Origin of the sequence: Rhodococcus sp. NCIMB 12038 (assembly GCF_002165735.1) — a bacterium.
Classification (GTDB): domain Bacteria; phylum Actinomycetota; class Actinomycetes; order Mycobacteriales; family Mycobacteriaceae; genus Rhodococcus_F.
This window is the reverse complement of record NZ_NHML01000027.1, coordinates 96,211-112,300: the sequence shown is the minus strand read 5'-3', so window position 1 is coordinate 112,300 and position 16,090 is coordinate 96,211. Positions and strand designations below refer to the sequence as shown.

At 64.8% G+C, this 16,090-nt stretch carries 14 protein-coding genes and 3 pseudogenes; 12 read left to right on the top strand and 5 right to left on the bottom strand.

Annotation, left to right across the window (positions count from 1 at the left end; genetic code table 11):
• Positions 1 to 30 precede the first annotated feature (30 nt).
• Positions 31 to 2,574 carry an excinuclease ABC subunit UvrA gene (gene uvrA / locus CA951_RS32095; RefSeq protein ID WP_087560698.1) on the top strand — a complete coding sequence of 848 codons (2,544 nt, stop codon included), beginning with the start codon at positions 31 to 33 and terminating at the stop codon, positions 2,572 to 2,574.
• A gap of 376 nt (positions 2,575 to 2,950) precedes the next feature.
• Here the strand turns inward: uvrA and gvpJ are convergent, their stop codons facing one another.
• Positions 2,951 to 3,313: a gas vesicle protein GvpJ gene (gene gvpJ / locus CA951_RS32090; RefSeq protein ID WP_087560697.1), complete on the bottom strand. Its 363-nt coding sequence runs from the start codon at positions 3,311 to 3,313 to the stop codon at positions 2,951 to 2,953.
• Between the two features lie 717 nt (positions 3,314 to 4,030).
• Here gvpJ and CA951_RS44600 point away from each other — a divergent pair.
• The 4 genes and pseudogenes from CA951_RS44600 to CA951_RS32070 all read left to right on the top strand — a co-directional run.
• A pseudogene (locus CA951_RS44600) lies at positions 4,031 to 4,238 on the top strand (class I SAM-dependent methyltransferase); the annotation flags it as partial.
• A 407-nt stretch (positions 4,239 to 4,645) separates the two neighbouring features.
• Positions 4,646 to 4,975 (top strand): ANTAR domain-containing protein, encoded by a 330-nt coding sequence (locus CA951_RS32080; protein ID WP_087560696.1) that lies wholly within the window; start codon positions 4,646 to 4,648, stop codon positions 4,973 to 4,975.
• Entirely contained in the window at positions 4,972 to 5,232 is a 261-nt protein-coding gene (locus tag CA951_RS32075) for a hypothetical protein (RefSeq protein WP_143543135.1), read from the top strand. The genes CA951_RS32080 and CA951_RS32075 overlap by 4 nt, the downstream gene beginning before the upstream one ends.
• A gap of 121 nt (positions 5,233 to 5,353) precedes the next feature.
• Positions 5,354 to 5,974, top strand: a complete 621-nt coding sequence (locus tag CA951_RS32070) for a hypothetical protein (RefSeq protein WP_087560694.1) — start codon at positions 5,354 to 5,356, stop codon at positions 5,972 to 5,974.
• 8 nt (positions 5,975 to 5,982) lie between these two features.
• On the opposite strand, the gene CA951_RS32065 is transcribed toward CA951_RS32070, so the two are convergent.
• Together CA951_RS32065 and CA951_RS32060 are read right to left on the bottom strand one after the other, a co-directional pair.
• Positions 5,983 to 7,086, bottom strand: a complete 1,104-nt coding sequence (locus CA951_RS32065) for an aminotransferase class I/II-fold pyridoxal phosphate-dependent enzyme (protein WP_087560693.1) — start codon at positions 7,084 to 7,086, stop codon at positions 5,983 to 5,985.
• Positions 7,083 to 8,765: a nitrite/sulfite reductase gene (locus tag CA951_RS32060; RefSeq protein ID WP_087560692.1), complete on the bottom strand. Its 1,683-nt coding sequence runs from the start codon at positions 8,763 to 8,765 to the stop codon at positions 7,083 to 7,085. Before CA951_RS32060 ends, CA951_RS32065 begins: the two co-directional genes overlap by 4 nt.
• Positions 8,766 to 8,869: 104 nt before the next feature.
• On the opposite strand from CA951_RS32060, the pseudogene CA951_RS32055 reads away from it, so the two are divergent.
• The 4 genes and pseudogenes from CA951_RS32055 to CA951_RS32040 all read left to right on the top strand — a co-directional run bounded on the left by CA951_RS32055 (position 8,870) and on the right by CA951_RS32040 (position 11,416).
• A pseudogene (locus tag CA951_RS32055) lies at positions 8,870 to 9,696 on the top strand (sulfurtransferase).
• A 51-nt stretch (positions 9,697 to 9,747) separates the two neighbouring features.
• Positions 9,748 to 10,394 (top strand): annotated as a pseudogene (hemQ, locus tag CA951_RS32050) (hydrogen peroxide-dependent heme synthase).
• Positions 10,395 to 10,457: 63 nt separating this feature from the next.
• Entirely contained in the window at positions 10,458 to 10,934 is a 477-nt protein-coding gene (locus CA951_RS32045) for a MarR family winged helix-turn-helix transcriptional regulator (protein ID WP_087560691.1), read from the top strand.
• Positions 10,935 to 10,984: 50 nt separating this feature from the next.
• Positions 10,985 to 11,416 (top strand): DUF5313 family protein, encoded by a 432-nt coding sequence (locus CA951_RS32040; RefSeq protein WP_087560690.1) that lies wholly within the window; start codon positions 10,985 to 10,987, stop codon positions 11,414 to 11,416.
• Positions 11,417 to 11,441: 25 nt separating this feature from the next.
• On the opposite strand, the gene CA951_RS32035 is transcribed toward CA951_RS32040, so the two are convergent.
• Positions 11,442 to 12,455, bottom strand: a complete 1,014-nt coding sequence (locus tag CA951_RS32035) for an alcohol dehydrogenase catalytic domain-containing protein (RefSeq protein WP_087560723.1) — start codon at positions 12,453 to 12,455, stop codon at positions 11,442 to 11,444.
• 45 nt (positions 12,456 to 12,500) lie between these two features.
• Positions 12,501 to 13,850: an MFS transporter gene (locus CA951_RS32030; RefSeq protein WP_087560689.1), complete on the bottom strand. Its 1,350-nt coding sequence runs from the start codon at positions 13,848 to 13,850 to the stop codon at positions 12,501 to 12,503.
• A 102-nt stretch (positions 13,851 to 13,952) separates the two neighbouring features.
• Here CA951_RS32030 and CA951_RS32025 point away from each other — a divergent pair, with 102 nt between their 5' ends.
• From CA951_RS32025 to CA951_RS32015, 3 genes are all read left to right on the top strand, one after another.
• The gene (locus CA951_RS32025) at positions 13,953 to 14,327 is read left to right on the top strand and encodes a helix-turn-helix transcriptional regulator (RefSeq protein WP_087560688.1); all 375 of its coding nucleotides are present in this window, start codon (positions 13,953 to 13,955) and stop codon (positions 14,325 to 14,327) included.
• Between the two features lie 393 nt (positions 14,328 to 14,720).
• The gene (locus CA951_RS32020; protein ID WP_087560687.1) at positions 14,721 to 15,128 is read left to right on the top strand and encodes a hypothetical protein; all 408 of its coding nucleotides are present in this window, start codon (positions 14,721 to 14,723) and stop codon (positions 15,126 to 15,128) included.
• Positions 15,125 to 16,009 carry an alpha/beta fold hydrolase gene (locus CA951_RS32015; protein WP_087560686.1) on the top strand — a complete coding sequence of 295 codons (885 nt, stop codon included), beginning with the start codon at positions 15,125 to 15,127 and terminating at the stop codon, positions 16,007 to 16,009. The genes CA951_RS32020 and CA951_RS32015 overlap by 4 nt, the downstream gene beginning before the upstream one ends.
• Positions 16,010 to 16,090: the final 81 nt, after the last annotated feature.

The window sequence follows — 16,090 nt, the reverse complement described above, 5'->3', positions numbered from 1 at the left end:
CCCGAGCACGAACCGACACCTGGAGCAGTTGTGCCGACACTCGATCCCGGACCGCCGGCAACACCATCACCTGGTCGGGAATTCGCCGGCATCGAAGTGTTCGATGCCAGCGAACACAACCTCGCCCACGTCGATGTGTTCATTCCCCGGGACTGCATCGTCGCCTTCACCGGGGTGTCGGGATCGGGCAAGTCGTCGTTGGCCTTCGGCACCATCTACGCCGAAGCGCAACGACGTTTTCTCGAGTCCGTCACCCCGTACGCGCGCCGATTGATGGATCAGGTCGGAGCGCCCAGGGTGGGGGACATCACCGGGCTTCCCCCGGCGGTCGCGTTACAGCAGGCCCGCGGTCACACGTCCGCCAGATCGTCGGTCGGCACCCTCACCCACATCTCCAACGTGCTGCGCATGCTGTTCTCCAGGGCCGGCACCTACCCTCAGGACGCCGACATCCTCGACTCGAACGCCTTCTCGCCGAACACACCGGAAGGGGGATGCCCGACCTGCCACGGCCTCGGACGCACCCACGACGTCGACGTCGACGCCCTGGTCCCGGACCCGAGCCGCAGTATCCGCGACGGCGCCGTCGCCGCCTGGCCCGGTGCTTGGCTGGGGAAGAACTACCGCGACATCCTCGACACCCTCGGGATCGATGTGGACCGCCCCTGGTCGGAACTCCCTGCAGGCCAACGTGAGTGGATCCTCACCACCGACGAGCAGCCCACGGTCACGGTGTCACCGATCCGCGACCCGGGCAAGATGGTGCGCGACTACCAGGGAACGTTCTCGAGCGCCCGCACCTACGTCCTGCACACCTTCGCGACGACGAAGAGCGCAACCCAGCGGGCGAAGGTCTCGCGATACCTGGTCTCCCGCCCCTGCGGCGCATGCGACGGCAAGCGGCTGCGACCCGAGGCATTGGCGGTGCGGTTCGCCGGCCTCGACATCGCCGACGCGACCGAACTGCCACTGGCCGATCTGGCCACGGTTCTCGAAACCGCCGTCGCCTCCCACGATGCCTCCGCAGACGACGCCACCGATCGAGCATCGGAGGCGTTGGTGGACAACCTACTCGGACGTCTCCGGGGGTTGTCCGAGCTCGGGCTGGGATACCTGAGTCTCGGCCGATCGACCACCACCCTGTCGCCGGGGGAGCTTCAGCGCCTGCGGCTGGCCACCCAGCTGCAGTCAGGCCTGTTCGGCGTCCTGTACGTCCTCGACGAGCCGTCCGCGGGCCTGCACCCCGCCGATACCGAGGCGCTGGTCGCTGCCGTGCGGCGGCTTCGCGCGGCAGGTAACTCCGTCTTCGTCATCGAACACAACCTCGACGTCGTCCGGGCGGCGGACTGGATAGTCGACGTCGGCCCCGATGCCGGGGAGCACGGCGGGAAGGTCCTCTACAGCGGCCCGGTGGACGGTCTCGCTTCGATCGCCGAATCCGTCACCCGCCGATACCTTTTCGAACAATCGGGCAACTACCCGGATCCCGCACAGCCGGGCACGTGGATCGAACTCTCCGGAATCACGATGCACAATCTGCGGGATCTGAGCGTCCGGATCCCGCTCGGGGTGCTCACCGCGGTCACCGGCGTGTCCGGCTCGGGCAAATCCACGCTCGTCAGCCGTGTGCTCACGGACGTCATCGCCCGGCACCTCGGCGTCGACGACGAACCCGGACCCGACACCGTGAGCGACGACGCCGACGACTCCACGGCAGTCCTGGCCGACGGCCGCGACACCATCGAGCCGACAGTCGTGTCGTCCCACGGGCTCGGACACATCAACCGACTTGTGCGGGTGGACCAGACCCCGATCGGGCGGACTCCGCGCTCGAATCTCGCCACCTACACCGGACTCTTCGACGTGATCCGGAAACTCTTCGCTGGACACCCTACCGCCCGCGAGCGCGGATACAGTCCTGGCCGATTCTCGTTCAACGTCACCGGTGGCCGCTGCGACGAGTGCGAGGGCGCCGGTGTGATCACCATCGGCATGCTGTTCCTGCCCGAGGCCTCCGCGCCGTGCCCGGCCTGCACCGGCGCACGCTACAACGCGGAGACCCTCGAGATTCTGGTCGACGGCCGGTCGATCGCCGACGTCCTCGCGATGACCGTCGACGATGCCCGGGACTTCCTGAACCACGTCCCGGCCGCGAAGAAGAGCCTGGACATGCTGGTGGAGGTGGGTCTCCGATATCTGCGGCTCGGCCAATCCGCCACCACGCTGTCGGGTGGGGAGGCGCAACGCGTCAAGCTGGCCAGCGAACTGCAGCGCGTCCGATCCGGGCACACGCTTTACGTGCTCGACGAACCCACCACCGGACTGCACCCCGCCGACGTGGACCGACTCATGGTGGTGCTGCGCCGTCTCGTCGCGGCGGAGAACACCGTCGTCCTGGTCGAACACGACATGTCGGTCATCGCCTCGGCGGACTGGATGATCGATCTCGGGCCCGGCGGCGGAGACAACGGCGGCCGCATCATCGCCTCGGGTCAGCCGGCGATCGTCGCCGAGACGGCCGACTCTGCCACCGCCGCCTATCTCTGCCGGCACCTCGCGCCGTCCGCGGTGTAGGTCCGCTCCATCGGCACCCCGCCCGCCTGGCCATGGTCGGCGAGGGTGGGCCGGTTGATGGGCGCCTGCGGCCGGGTCTCCGAACCTCGGTGGGGACGGAGTTCTGCAACCACCTGCTGTTGCCAGTAGGCATCCGATCGTGGCTGCGAGGACCGCGATGTGCTCATGCGGTCGCCTCCCCGGTAACAAGGCGTGCCTAGAGGAAAAGTGTTTGTTCCCCAAAAGATCGCGCTGGAGTGGATTGATGTAACTCGCGGCCCCCGACAGCGACGAGCAAGTGTCTCATTTGTAGTCGATCAGGCGGCCGATGTCACGGACCGACCGGTCCCCCCGAACAGGTTTCACCGTCGAGGGTCGATCTATCCGGGATACAAATTCACTTCCCGCGTGGTGCGGGTTCGCGTTTGCTGCCCGATCCGTCGAGCAGCTCGCTGAGCGTTTCGCCCACTCCCTCGAGTACGCCCTTCGTCTTGGACTTCGTGCTGCCGCTGCCCTTGACGTCGGAAACGAGATCGGTCAGGCCCTTGGGTTCGCTGCCGATCGCGAGCCGGTTCGCCGCTTCGGCGAACCGCAGGTAGGTGTCGACGCTGGCGACCACGATGCGGGCGTCGATGGTGAGCAGTTCGATCCCGACCAGCGAGACCCGTACGTAGGCGTCGATGACCAGGCCCTTGTCCAGAATGGTGTCGATGACGTCGGCCAGGCTGCTCGAGCTCGGGCCCCCTCCTGCTGTGGTCATCGTTGTCGACTCCCTTCACCCGGACGGCATTCGTCGCTCGACGCAAACCGCACCGAACCCGACTACCCCCAACGACTGATCTTCAATCGGTCAAAAGCCCGAAGTGACTGGGCATTTCGGTGCGTGATCATGCGACGAAACAGGCCGACCGGTCGCTCCCCGCTGCTCGACCGCGCGAACCCCTCGTCAATCACGCCGCGCGTGAGCTCCTCTTTCGCGGAGAGAAAAAACAGCCCCGCTTTGGTCGCGCAGGAATGCCCGGCGATCGCGCGTGAAGTCACTGACGCGACGGTCGAATTCTTTCCACGCGCAGTAATGGTGAATTTCGGATTATTTGCGTCCGAGTCCTTTAGGTGGCGTGACTCCGCAGCCGAAATGTTCATACGTACAGATCAGGGTGATGGCCAGGCTGTCCCTAGGTGAGCCTGGCCATCGCTTGGCGGATCTCTCCGCTGGTCAGCCCAGTCCGAATCCGCCGCCGAAGGTGAGGCTCAGCCACTTCAGGAACGCCTCGAATGCGACGTTGACGTCGATCCCTGCAGAACCCATCGGAATTCACTCCTGTGCTGGTGATGAAAATCCACGGGATCGTCGATCGCCGCTTACTTCATTTATCGCGTTCGCGATCTCGAGGTGTTTCACCAAATCGGAATATTCTCACATATTGAAATTTGACAACCGTCCATTTTCATCTGAACAATGGATCGAGAGATGGACGTCATTTCGGTGGATTTCGAGGCGAACGAGTCGTGGTCGGAGTGGCTTCGCGGCGGGCTTTGATCCCGGCCGGCCCGCGGTCGTCGTCTCCACCGGCGTCACCATGTACCTCACGAGAGCCGCCACCGCCGCCACCCTGCGCCAGCTCGCCGGTCTCGCTCCCGGTTCGACGGTGGCCATGTCGTTCCTGCTGCCCACCGATCTCGTCGGGGTCGTCGATCGTGCCGGACCGCACCGACGGCCTGCGTCCGTCGAGCGGCGAGGACCTGTTGGTGGCCACTATCTGATGGCGTTCGTTAACGCCGTCCCCGGTCGCGTGACCGTGTCGTGCTCGTGGGTCGAAATGGTGTCCAAGCCGGTGCAATCTCGCCTCGAGATAACGCTACTGTGTGGTACAGGTCACAAGTTGGTATCGCGATGTTAGTCGCGAATCGCACCGCGTGCCGTTTCATCAGGGCAAACGCCTGTGGAGCTGGACATGTGTCTAGATGACAGGTGCGGCTCGGTCCGCTAGAACTGATCGTGCATCGACAGTGACGTGACTCACATTTTGCGTCCGGACGGGATCGTCGGCACACCGGCGGCAGATGCACGAGAACGAAGGAGTTACGCGGAATGATCGAGGACAGCACCGACCCATCCCTCACTCCAGTCCCCAGCCCGACGCGCCTGATTCCGCGAAGGCGCCCCGATGGCCGAGAACTGCTCGGTACGGCCAAGGGCATTCTGATTGCAGGCCGCGGCTGCACCGACGCCCAGGCGTTCGACGAACTTCTCGACGTTGCACGACGCCATCACCTCACCGTCCTCGGCGCTGCCCGGAGCCTGGTCGAGTTGGCGGCAGGCCCGTCACCCCGACCGCGCAGGGCCGACACCGCTCGATTCGACGAGTGGGAGCAGTTGGTCGCCCAACTCCCTCCCCGCCGACACGCGCAGGCAAGTTGACGCAACAGGGGGCGGTGGGCGGTATCCAGGCCGATCCCGAAAAGATCATCGGAACGGAAACGAGCCTCACCCGCGAAACCACGTCGTCGCTCACCGCCGACGCGGTGGTGTGGCCGGACCCGAGCCCGCTCGATTCGTGGTGGAAGCGAGTGGTCATCGACCACGCGACCGCACTTGCCGAGGGCGAGCCCTCCATTTACACCGAGGGCGAGCCCTCCATTTACACCGAGGGTGAACCCTCCACACGGCACGAGTAGGCGCCCGGGTTTTCGTCTGTCACTGTCGATCATTGTCTCGCCCGCGTAGGGGGAGGAGTGTGGGAGATGGAGATTGGACGTCGGCGCCGCGCGGCGCCGCCCGAGGAGAAGGAGGCCCATCGTGTATGCACGCTCTTCCACCTTTGATGCGCACCCGTCGTTCATCGACGAGGGGATCAAGCATGTGCGCGACACCGTGATGCCCGCGCTTGCCGACATCGCAGGATCCGCCGGAATGTCCCTGCTGGTCGACCGAGGTTCCGGCCGGTGCATCGCCACCAGTTCCTGGACGGACGACGAGGCTCTGCGCGCAAGCGAAGCACCTGTTCGACAGCTGCGTGACCGCATGGCGGAGGTTTTCCACGCCACCGCTACCGTCGCGCGTTGGGACATCGCGGCCCTGCACCGCGACCATCGGTCACATCAAGGCGCCTGGGTGCGGGTCGCGTGGCTCGAGGCCGAGCCGGGTCACCTGGACCGTGTGATCGACGTGTACAAGATGTCATCGCTGCCCGCCATGCACGAGGTCGCAGGCTTCTGCAGCGCGAGTCTGCTCGTCGATCCGGCCGCCGGCCGGATGGTGTCTTCGATGACCTTCGACAGCGCCCCGGCGATGGGCGGTACCGGGGAAGTGGCCGAGAGCCTCGGAACGTCGGAAATGTGCGAGTCGGGCGCTCGGCTCCTCGAGGTGGGGGAATTCGAGTTGGCGATCGCCCATTTGCACGTCCCCGAGATGGCCTGACGAGAAGATCATGTGAGGTGGGATTCGGAAGGTGACGACTTCCGTATCCCAACGGTCAAAGGGCCGATGCACGAGAGTAGGTGGTCGTTCTCTCTCCTGCTGCCTACCGAGATTCTGATTTCCCGCGGTCCCGCCAGCCGGACAAATGCACCGTCCTGCGCCAGGACTCGTACCTTCTCCGGTGCACTGTGTTGGTGGGGGAGGAACAGGAAGTTCGCCTGACTGGGAACTACCTCGATCCCCGCACCTGTCAGAGTGTCGTACACACGCTTCCTCTCGGACACCGTTGCCGTGATGCGCGATTCGAGGGCAGCCGTCACCGCGGGTTCTAAACACGCGAGGGCTGCAGCCTGCGCCACCGTGGAAACGGAGAACGGGATGCGTACGGCACGCAATAGGGAGCCGACATCGGGGGACGACAGGGCATAGCCGATCCGCAGTCCCGCCAATCCCGCGGACTTCGACAGCGACTTGATCACGACGACGTTCGGGAATCGTCCGAGGAGTCTGGGGCCGCTCGCAGCGTTGGGATCGGTGACGAACTCGCGATAGCACTCGTCGAGGACGATCAGCAGGTCTTCGGGTACCGCCTCCATGAAGGCCTCGAGCGCGGTGTGGTCGACGGTGGTGCCGGTCGGGTTGTTGGGAAGGCACAGAATCACCACCCGAGTGCGGTCGTTTATTGCGGCGAGGATGCGCGCGAGATCGAGGCGGTGGTCGGGCGTGAGCGCGACTCGAATCGGTGTCGCTCCCGCGAGCAGCGCGCTGTGCTCGTAGCTCGAGAAGGACGGCCATCCGTAGACGATTTCAGTGCCGGGGCCGGCGCACGCGGTGACGATGTTGCGCAGGAGGCTGCTGGATCCGCTGTCGACGCTCACCTGATCGGGGGACAGGTGCCACCGACCGGCGAGGGCCTCGGTCAGTTCCCCGCTCTCGAAGTCCGGATACCGATTGGCCCGGACGATGCTCGCGCGGATCGCCGCCACCACCTTGTCGTCCGGGGGAAAGGGTGATTCGTTCGAAGCGAGCCTCGCCGCTCTCCTCAGGGAGGATCCGGGGTCACCGGGAACGTAGCTGTCGATCTCGAGGATGCCGGGGCGGTGCCGGATCATGTGAGGTCGGCGTCGGTGGCGCGGTGGACCCAGTTCGCGAACTTCTCGGAGCGAGATCGGTCGGCCACATAGCGTCGAACTATGCGCTCGACGTAGCAGGCCACATCGGTGGCGGGTAGCTTGTGGCCGCGCAGTTTGCGCCCGAAGCTCGTGTCCAGCCCGAGGCTGCCGCCGAGATGAACCTGGAATCCCTCGACCTGTTCGGAGTTCGCGTCGGTGACGATCACGCCCTTGAGGCCGATGTCGGCGACCTGAATGCGAGCGCAGGAGTTGGGGCACCCGTTGAGGTGCAACGTGATCGGGTGGTCGAGCTGATCCTGGACGTCGGCGAGTCGGTCCTCGATTTCCGAGATGACGGTGGCGGCCCGCGCCTTGGTCTCGACGATCCCGAATTTGCAGAATTCGATGCCGGTGCATGCCATGGTGCTGCGTCGCCAGGGTGACGGACGCGACGGGAATCCGAGACTGTGGAGACTGGCTTGGAGTGAGGCGATTCGTTCGTCGGGCACGTCGAGGACCACCAGCTTCTGCATCGGGGTGATGCGGACCCGTCGGGATCCGGAGGATTCGGCAACACTCGCCAGGTCGATGAGCATGGTGCCTCCGACTCTCCCGACGACAGGTGCGATTCCCACGGCGTTGAGACCGTTCTTCTGCCGCTGGATCCCGACGTGGTCGCGCGGCTCGTCGAGCGGCTCGGGCGCCGGACCATCGATCATCGGGTGTCCGAGGTACTCCTTCTCGAGCACGTCCCGGAACTTCTCGACACCCCAGTCCGCGACGAGGAATTTCAGGCGTGCTTTCGCCCGCAGACGTCTATACCCGTGGTCACGGAAGAGGGAGACGATGCCGATCCACACGTCGGGCACGTCCTCGAGCGGAACCCAAGCGCCCAATCGTTCGCCGATGCGAGGGTTGGTCGACAGACCGCCGCCGACCCAGACATCCAGTCCTGGACCGTGTTCCGGGTGTTCGACGCCGATGAATGCGACATCGTTGATTTCGTGGACGACGTCCTGGAGTCCGGAGATGGCGGTCTTGAACTTGCGCGGCAGATTGGAGTATTCGGGGTTCGCTATCAATCTGCGGGTGATCTCGCGCAGTGCGGGCGTGGCATCGAGGACCTCGTCGACGGCGATGCCTGCCATCGGCGAGCCGAGGACCACCCGCGGGGTGTCACCTGCGGATTCGGCTGTAGTGAGGCCTGCTCCTTCGAGCCTCCGCCAGATTTCGGGTAGGTCCTCGACCCTGATCCAGTGCAGCTGAATGTTCTGGCGGTCGGTGAGGTCCGCGGTGTCGCGAGCGAACAGTCGGGAAACTTCGCCGACGACGCGCAACTGTTCGGTGGTCAGTGCTCCGCCATCGATGCGGATGCGGAGCATGAAGTGCTCGTCCTCGAGCTCTTCCGGCGGCAACGTGGCGGTTCGGCCGCCGTCGATGCCGGGTGCGCGCTGGGTGTACAGCCCCCACCAGCGGAACCGGCTTCGCCGATCGGTGGGGTCGATGCCGGCGACACCGGTACGGCAGTACACCTCTTCGATTCGTTTGCGCACGTTGAGGCCGTCATCATCCTGCTTGACCTTCTCGTTCACGTTGAGTGGCTCGCGATCGCCCTGTGCCCATTGCCCCTCTGGGCGCTGGGACTTCGCTTGGGCAGGACGGGTCGTCGGTGTTGTCATCCGGTGCTCCTGTCGAAACTGTGTGGGCGAAACTGTAGCGTAGGCGAATAGATCGTGCATTAATAATATGTGCACGCCCCGGTTTCTGATGTGAAGGATGAACGATGAGCAGAAGCAATTTCCTGGTCGACGCCGACTGGGTCGTCGAACACGGGCAGGACCCCGACGTCGTCCTCGTCGAGGTGGACGAGGACACCACCCAGTACGAGAAGAACCACATCGACGGTGCCGTCCGCATCGACTGGAAACGCGACCTTCAAGATCCCGTACGCCGCGACTTCATCGACCGGCTATCGTTCGAGAAACTCCTGTCCGAGCGGGGAATCGCCAACGGCGACACGGTGATCCTCTACGGCGGGAACAACAACTGGTTTGCGGCCTACGCGTACTGGTACTTCAAGCTCTACGGCCACCGCGACGTCCGGCTGCTCGACGGCGGACGCAAGAAGTGGGAACTCGACGCCCGGCCGTTGTCGAGCGATATTGTCTCTCGACCGGCTACCGACTACGTGGCGTCCGAGCCCGTGTCGGGTATCCGCGCGCACCGCGACGAGGTGATCGAGCAGATCGAAAAGAAGAGCATCGTCGACGTCCGGTCTCCCGACGAATTCTCCGGCAAGATCCTCGCTCCCGCGCAGTTCCCACAGGAACAACCCCAGGTTCCTGGGCACGTCCCGACCGCTGGCAACATGCCGTGGTCCAAGGCTGCCGCTGACGACGGCACCTTCCTCGGCGACGGCGAACTCCGCGCCCTGTATGCCGATGCCGGTCTCGACGACACGAGGGACATCATCGTCTATTGCCGAATCGGCGAGCGATCGGCGCACAGTTGGTTCGTGCTCCACGAACTGCTCGGTTACCCCGAGGTCCGGAACTACGACGGCTCCTGGGTGGAGTACGCTCGTTGGTCGGCGTCCCGGTCGAGAGGTGACCTGCCTTGATCGGCTCTCGCTTCGTCGAACTCAATCAACGCGTGCGGTTCATGATGTTCACCGTGTTCCAGGTGGTTCCCGGCGCGCTTCCGGATGTACGCGCTGAGGTGGTGGACGATGCCCACGCCTACTTCGAGGGAGTCGCCGACTCCGGTGTCGTGCTCCGCGGAATCTACGACGTCGCGGGATTGCGTGGAGACGCCGACTTCATGATCTGGACGTATGCCGACACCGTCGAAGGGTTGCAGGCGGCCTACGCGGGCTTTCGCCGCTGCCGACTCGGGAAAGCGTGTACGACGGTCTGGAGTGCGGCCGCGCTCCACCGGCCGGCCGAATTCAACCGCAGCCATATCGCCGCATATGTGGCCGATGAGGAGCCGGGGCAGTTCGTGTGCGTGTACCCGTTCAACCGATCGCTCGAATGGTATCTGCTGCCGGACGCCGAACGACGACGGCAGCTCGCCGAGCACGGCCGAGCGGCTCGCGCCTACCCGACGTGCGCGCCAACACCGTGAGTTCCTTCGGGTTGAGCGATTACGAGTGGATCCTCGCCTTCGAGGCTCCGAACCCGAGCCGGATAGTCGACATGATGCGAGACCTTCGCGCCACCGACGCGCGCCGGCACGTTCGGCTGGAAACGCCCTTCTTCTCCGGCCCGCGAACCGGCCTCGATGCGCTCGTTGCGCGTCTGCCTTGACGAGCACCAGATTGATTCGTGCAATATTAGTTATTGCACGAATCAATCTGGTAGCCTGGTCGCATGACCGCAGACGTGCAGCAGGGTAAGGCTGGCGACGATCTACTTGCTCTCGACCGGCAGGTGTGTTTCGCGCTCGCGATCGCGAACCGGGCGGTGCTCGCCGTCTACCGCCCCTTGCTCGAACCGATGGGGCTGACGCATCCGCAGTATCTGGTCATGCTCGCCCTCTGGGGAAAGGCCCCGATGGCGGTCAAGGAGATCGGGACCGCACTGCAACTCGATTCACCCACCCTCTCGCCGCTCCTCAAGCGCCTCGAGGCGTCCGGACTGATCACGCGCACCCGCAGTCGGGCCGACGAGAGGCAATTGGATGTCGAACTGACCGAAGCCGGTGCTGCCCTGCGCGCGGAAGCAGTGAAGATTCCGCCCGCCGTGATCGAAAAGCTCGGCGTCAGCCTGGCCGAACTCGAGGAACTTCACGACGTTCTCACCCGCGTCAATCAGGCTGCACTCAGAGCGGGCGCGCTCGATCAATGAGGACAACCATGTCGAATTCGATTCCAGCACAACATGAACAGGTAGTTGTCATGTCGCGAAAGACGCAACGAACCCGGCCCGGACCCCTACAGTGGCTGGGCTACGCGGTAGGCCGCAAACTTCCCGACTCCATGCAGGACTGGGTCCGCAACGACCTGGTCGGTGACTGGGCCGTTCCGCGGCACCTCGTCCGCAGCATGGTCCCGTTCGTTCCGGTCTTCGCCGTGTTCTTCCTGTTCCCGGGACCGCTCGGGTTGCGAGCCTCCATGGTCCTGCTCGGAGTGCTGCTTGCCGTGTTCTACGCGGTGTCGTACATGGCGCAGAACCGATCTCGACGCCTCGAGAGGCACGGGCTGCCGCCCGATCTGGAAAACCCGAAGAAGGCGTCCCGTCATGACGCCGAAAAGGCGGCGTACGAGAAGCTCCACGGACCTTCCGTCACGTGGGGCGTCGAGCGGCGGGGCGGCAACGAACTCCGCTGAAGACGGTCGATCAGCCCGGGAACGGTCACATGGTGAGGACCATGCGATAGCGCGCCCGCCCTGCCTCCATCGCGGCGTAGGCCTCCGCGGCTTCGCTGAGGGGCCGCTCCTCGATCCGTGCCCGCACGCCGGACAGGACCGCGAATTGCATCGCCTCCTCGACGTCGCGGGCGGTGCCGGAGGGGTGACCGGTGACGTTGACGCCGGGAGTGATCAGCTGCAGGGGACTGATCGGCAGTGGGTCGGGTGTGACACCGACGACTGTGAGCTCACCGAGCGGAAGCAGCCCACCGACCACGGCACCCATCGCCTTCGAGTTCGCCGCCGTCCCCAGGACCACCGACACGCCACCGAGTGCGCGTAACGCTTCGCTGACGTCGCCGGCGGTGGAGTCGACGTAGTGATGGGCGCCCAGCTGGCGAGCGTCGTCGGCTTTGTCGGCGCCACGAGCGATGGCAATCGTCTCGAAGCCCATCGCCCGGGCGAACTGCACACCGAGGTGGCCGAGTCCGCCGATGCCCAGGATGGCGACGCGGTCACCCGGAACGGCCCGTGTCTTCCGCAGCGCGTCGAACGTGGTGACCCCGGCACAGCCCAGGGGCGCGGCCTCGGTGAAGGACAGTTCGCTCGGAATCCGGGCAAGCGCGTTGGCGGGAACCGTCACGGATTCGGCGTATCCGCCGGGGTACTGCCAGCTCGGCACCTGCAACTTCTCGCAATAGATGAAGGTCCCCTTGCGGCACGGGATGCACTGATTGCAGTGCCCACCGAACCAACCCACCCCGACGCGGTCGCCGACGGCGTAGTTGTCGACGCCGGCGCCGAGTTCGGCTATGGTTCCGGCGATCTCGTGTCCCAGTGTCAACGGCCACGACATCTCGGGGAACGCGCCGCTGACGAACGCGTGGTCGGTGCCGCATACGCCGCACGCCGAAACGGCTATGCGAACGTGGTCGCGCGGCGGCGATTCGGTTTCGACGTCGACGAGTGTCAGCGGCTCGCCGGGGGCCTGGACGTGAACTGCCTTGTGGGTAGGCATCTGCATCATTCCTGTCTGTCGTCGTGAGCGAACGAGACCCACGTTTCAGTCAAGACCCTCAGCGGAGCTCCTGACAAGGGTGGACGCGGGCCTCGGTCCGCTGGCTCCGGGAAGGTCCGTCGAATCGTGGGGGTATCGACGGTGGGCGAGGGTTGCGGCGGAGTTCCGCGGTGTCGATCCTGGAGTGGGTGACACCAGGTGGTCGGCGGTGCTGACTCGTACGGTGATCAGTGCGGTGATCGAGCACGCCATGACGATTGCGGCGAATGTGGCGACGGCAGTGCCGAAGGGTGCGAATTGGATCAGGTAGCCGGTTCCGACGGGTAGCAGAGCCGCGGGGATGTAACCGGCGATGTTCAGAGCCGCATTCGCTTCTGCGCCGTGATGCGAGGGAACCCGGGTGCCGATCAGCGTGAGTGCCGCAAGCTGGCCGAGGCCCTGCGCGGCGCCGGCGAGAAGTGCGGCGATCACGAACAGTGTCGGCGTCGGGGAGACGGTGACGGTCGCCGTGACCGTCACCATCGAGAGGAACGCGGCGGAGGAACTCAGGGCGAGATGGGTTCTCGTTCGTAGATGAGCAAGGACGAACTGGATTCCGGTGGCCACGAGAAACATGCCGCAGGCCGTGGTGCCGGCGAGAAGTGGGCTGGGGGTGCCGATACCGTCGGCGAGAACCGTGGGTCCGAGTGAGAGGAAGAACGAGGTAGCAGTGATTCCGGGGGCGAATGCCGCTACTCCCCAAGCGAGTTCACGCCGATTCTGGTGAGGGACGGACGGCCACGACCACGGGCGTTCGACAGAGCCGTCGTCCACGTTCGGCCGGGGGAGGGGCAACCGGATCGCGATCACCAGTGTCAGGGACGTTACGGCGAGCACGATTCCGAATATCCACGACTGTGGAGTGTCGATGAGTTGTGTGAGCGCACCGGACAGGAGAGGTCCGAGTCCGGCGCCGAATACCATTGCGGCGGAGGCGATCATCGATCCGGTCCGGCGCCGGTGCTCCGGGGCGAGATCGACCGTCGCCGACATGCCCGCGGTGACGGCCGCGCCGACGGCGGCACCTGCCAGCAGCCTCGCCGCCAGCAACCACATGACGTTCGTGGCGGACAGGAAGAGGCCCGATGCGGTGACCGCGGCGATCAGCCCCGGGACGAGCACGACCTTCCGCCCGTACCGATCGGCAAGCTTCCCGGTGACGAGTAGAGCTCCGATCAGACCGACCATGTACGCCCCGAAAACGATCGTCAAGGTTCCGGAAGTGAACTTCCATTCCGCTTGCCAGCGCGTATAGAGCGGGGTGGGCGCGTTCGACAGCACGAACACGGCTGTGACCGTGCTCGCGGCGGCCAGACACCATCCCAGGCCTTTGCGGTCGGTGGAAGTCGTTGCCATCGCTTTCTCCTCTCCCCATCTGTTCGATGCAGGTCGTAGCGGTACGATAATTCTCGTACTGACACGATACGACAAGAATCGTACTGACGCTATGCTGGATCTATGGCCCACCTCGCGCCGACGTATCGCACGAGCAGCAGCGAAGACGTCGCTCTGCCGCACCCGCTGCCCGAACCGGCGGCGTCGGAGATACGCCTGGAGCGGGTCATGGGTGTCCTTGCCGATCCGCTGAGGCTGACAATCGTCAAGCAGCTCTTGACCAGGTCCGAAGAATACGATCACACCTGCGGCTGGTTCGGCTTCGACCGGCCGAAGTCGAGCCTCACCCATCACTTCAAAGCCCTCCGGGAAGCGGGCGTCATCCGGCAGCGGCAGCACGGGCTCGAGCGGCGCAGCCGAGTCCGCCTCGAGGACCTCGACGACCGCTTTCCCGGCCTCGTGGACCTCATTGTCAACTGGCAGCCCGCCGAGGGGTAGCTCTCGATCGGTGACGGCGTCGTCGATGGCTTCGGCGATCAGGTTCCGTCCCCGTACGCTACTGCGGCTTCCGTCGGATCTCCGAAGCGAGTAGGCGTCACCGCCTGTCTCGGGATCCTTTGCTGCTCAAAGTCTTTTCCTCCCGCCTCGTGGAAGAAGCGATGCGCGACGGCGGCTGCACACAATCCGGGTAGTCGGTTTGAGAGCTGGGAGCCGAACGGCCGTATCACGGTATTGACAAAGTGTGAGGCAGTGCACATACTCGAAACTGACACGGCGTACCGCTGAACGGCACAGCTCGTTCGGGGATCTGCGGTCCGCCTGTCTCGCGAACCCCACGCCGCCTGCGTGTGATCGCAGGTCGAACAGCGACTTCCTAGAAAGGGATAGGCCATGCCATTTGTGGACACGGAGAGGTTCACGGAGGCGCTCAACTTGGATCCCGAATTCAAGATTGCGGCACGCTTCTGGAACGCCACCGTCCGGTTGGAGATCGGCGATGAAACCTATGTGCTGGTGATTCGTGACGGTCGACTCGACTCCATGGGGGCGCCTGCGGGCAACAACCTCATGACGGTGTCGCGGAACTACGACATCGAGATCTCGGCGCCGGTCGAAGAATGGGGCAAGTTCTTCGAGCGGGTGCCGCAGCCGTTCTATCAGGATCTCTTTTCGGCAGTCACCCGGCACAACTTCCGTTACGGGGGAGACATGAAGATGTTCTTCGCCTACTACGCCGCGCTTCGGCGACTGTTCGATTTCATGCGTACCTTCACCAACGTTGCCGAGGAGGCGAAATGACCACGACGAAGTTCGACAAGGCGGTCGGGCGGTACGTCCATCTCACGATCGACGACATCGAGTACCGGGTCTATTACGAGGAGAGCGGCTCGGGAATCCCGCTGCTTCTCCAGCACACCGCCGGCTGTGACGGGCGTCAGTATCGTCATCTGCTCGAGGACGAGGAGATCACGTCGAACTTCCGCGTGATCACCTGGGACCTGCCGTACCACGGGCGGTCGCTGCCGCCGCTCTCGGTGCGGTGGTGGGAGCAGGAATACAACCTGACCCAGGACTTCTTCATGAAGTTCGTCGTGGCCCTCGCCGAGGCTCTCGACTGCGAGGACGCGGTCTACATGGGCAGCTCGATGGGAGGCAATCTCGCCCCCGACCTGGCCCTGCACTACCCCGGAGTGTTCCGTGCCGTGATCGCCCTGGAAGCGGCCCTGCACTCGCCCGGATACTACCTCGACTACTGGTTCCACCCCGAGATCAGCAACGACTCGAAGCCGGCAGCGATGTACGCGCTCACCTCGCCGACGGCGCCCGAGGTCGGCCGCCGGGAAACGACCTGGGTCTACAGTCAGGGTTCTCCGCCGGTCTTCAAGGGCGACCTGCACTACTACAGCGTCGAACACGATCTTCGGGAAACGGCGAAGGACATCGACACGACGAAGACCGCCGTGTACATCCTGAACGGCGAATACGACTTCGCGACGGGACCGGAGGAAGCCGAGGAACTCGGCGCGCAGATCGAGGGTGCGAAGGTCGTTCCGATGGCCGGGCTCGGACACTTCCCGATGAGCGAGGATGCAGCCCAGTTCTTCCGCTGCATCAAGCCGGTGCTGTGGGAAATCCGTGACGCGGCCGTGCCGTCGAAGGTGCTGTCGGCCAGCCAGTAGGGCACTGACCGGTTGCGTGCGGCCGGGGCCTCGTGTGGTCACGCTGCAAGGCCGGCGCAGCCTCGTGGAGCCGCCGGCGGA